We start from the raw sequence: 2,150 nt of genomic DNA, 5'->3' as shown, positions 1-2,150 counted from the left end.
GGCCACGAAGGCGGCCGCCAGGACGGGAACGGCGAGGTCCTGCCCGCCCGGGACCAGGTAGGCGGCCAGGATCAGGGCGATGACGGCGACCGTGTTGAACACGGCGGCGAACACCAGCACCGGGCGTTGGCCCCGCCGGTCCGCCAGCGCGCCGAGCACGGGGGCACCGAGCGCCGAGCCAATGCCTACCGCGCCGGCTGACGCGCCGCCGACGGAATACGAGCCGGTGACAGCCGTGACCAGGGTGAGGGCCCCGACGGTGAGCATGGCGAGCGGGAGGCGGGCAAAAAGCCCGAGCGGGATATAGCCTCGTCCGGCGAGGAGCGGCAAGCGGGCGTACCGCCCGCCCCTGCTGGGCGTCGCGCGGGAAGGAAGGGTGTCAGGGAACTGGGGAGCCGCGGAAACCGGCGCCCGGGAAGGCGTTGAAAGGGTCATGATTCCAGGTTCGTTTAATGGTGCGCATCGTCCCTCCTCCCGATGCGCGCGACCCGGTAACACCCCAATTGTATCCGCAACTGTGGCTGACTCCGCGGGCCCGTGTCAGGCTTGGGCGTCGTCGGAGATGTGCAGGGTGGAACCGTTGCGTCCCTTGACCACCTGGAGCTGGGTGCTGATGCGCTGTTTCATTTCGCCCACGTGGCTCACCAGGCCGACCACCCGTCCGCCGTCGCGGAGCCCTTCCAGGGCATCCATGACCTGCTCGAGCGCCTGTTCGTCGAGGCTGCCGAATCCCTCGTCCACAAACAGCGTCTCAATATCGACACCGCCGGATTCCTGCTGCACGACGTCCGCAAGGCCGAGAGCCAGAGCGAGTGAGGCCATAAAGGACTCCCCACCGGAGAGCGTTGCGGTGTCGCGGCGCTGCCCGGTCCACTGGTCCACGACCTCCAGGCCGAGCCCGGATTTCTGCCCGCGGGCCGCCCTCGCGTCGGTGTGCTGCAGGGTGTAGCGGCCGTCGCTCATGCCGATGAGCCGTTCCGAGGCAGCGACGGCCACCTGTTCGAGCCGGGCGGCGAGCACGTAGCTGTTCAAACTCATGCGGTAGGCGTTGTCTCCTGCACCGCGGGCCGCGTCGGCGACGGCGGCCAGCAGTGCCGCCCGTTCGCGCGGTTCCCGTCCTGCCGCCGCGAGCTGCGCATAGTTGGCGGCGATAGCGCCGAGGGTCCGCGCGGATTTTTCCGCGAGGCCGGCCGCGAGTTCCGCGTCCCGGGCTGAGCGTTCCGCCGCTGCAGCGTCTGCGCGGAGCCGTTCCACGAGATCCTCGACGAGGGGGCCTTCTGTTTCGAGCTCGTGCGCCGCCAGGACAAGTTCCTCGCTGGCAAAGAGCTCCTCAATCCGGACCGCTTCGTCCTGTCCGGCGCGGACGGCAGCTTCGAGTGCCGCGGCGTCGGCGGCCGGAAGCAGGACGGCCCGGGCCGCGTCCGCAGACTCGAAGCCGGCGCCAGGAAGCGCCAGCTCCAGTTGTTGCCGGGCTTCCGCGGAACGTGCGGAGGCCTGTTCCACCCGGGTCCGCGCCGCATCGGCGCGTTCCAGCACGGCCGTGGTGCCGTCGAGCGCTGTGATGCGGGCTGCCAGGACCGGGTGGCCTGCCCGGAGTTTGTCGAGGGCCAGTTCCAGGGCCTCGGCCTGCTCCTGGACTTCAGTGAGGGTGGACCCGGCATGGGCGATGCTGGACGCCGCGGCCGCCTGGGCCTCCTCGGCGCCGGCGATCTCCTCTTCCAGCTGGGAGTGCCGTGCGCGGTTGGCGGCAAGCTCCGCCGCCGCGCGGTGCGCTTCCGCGGCGCGTTCTTTGGCCAGGACTGCCTCGAGAGTGGCGTCGTCGGGCGCCGTGTTGCCGCCCTGGGCCGCCAGCACGGCGACGTCCTGCTGGGCATCGGCGAGTTCGCGTTCGAGCCCCGCGAGGGCGGCCTCCGCCACCTCGCAGGCGTGCTGCGCGGTCTCTTCGGCCTCGGCCACGGTCAGCGCCGAAGCCGCGGCGGGGGCGGGGGCCGGATGTTCAGGGCTGCCGCACACCGAACACGGGACGCCGGGCTGCAACTGGGACGCGAGCTCCGCGGCAGCGTTGGCCAGCCGTTCCTCGCGCAGATCAAGCCAGCGCTGGCGGAGGTCCTGGTACTCCTCCCGGGCGCGGCCATGGCGGTCCGCGACGG

General features: G+C 71.4%; 1 protein-coding gene and 1 pseudogene. Both read right to left on the bottom strand.

What is annotated here, in order from left to right; genetic code table 11:
- Nucleotides 1–435 (bottom strand): annotated as a pseudogene (locus tag K789_RS0104510) (MFS transporter); the annotation flags it as partial.
- Nucleotides 436–540: 105 nt separating this feature from the next.
- Nucleotides 541–1,956: an SbcC/MukB-like Walker B domain-containing protein gene (locus tag K789_RS22300; protein ID WP_237739515.1), complete on the bottom strand. Its 1,416-nt coding sequence runs from the start codon at nucleotides 1,954–1,956 to the stop codon at nucleotides 541–543.
- Nucleotides 1,957–2,150: the final 194 nt, after the last annotated feature.

It is taken from the genome of Arthrobacter sp. TB 26 (genome assembly GCF_000427315.1).
Taxonomy (GTDB): Bacteria; Actinomycetota; Actinomycetes; order Actinomycetales; family Micrococcaceae; genus Arthrobacter.
This window is presented reverse-complemented; position numbering and strand designations above follow the sequence as displayed.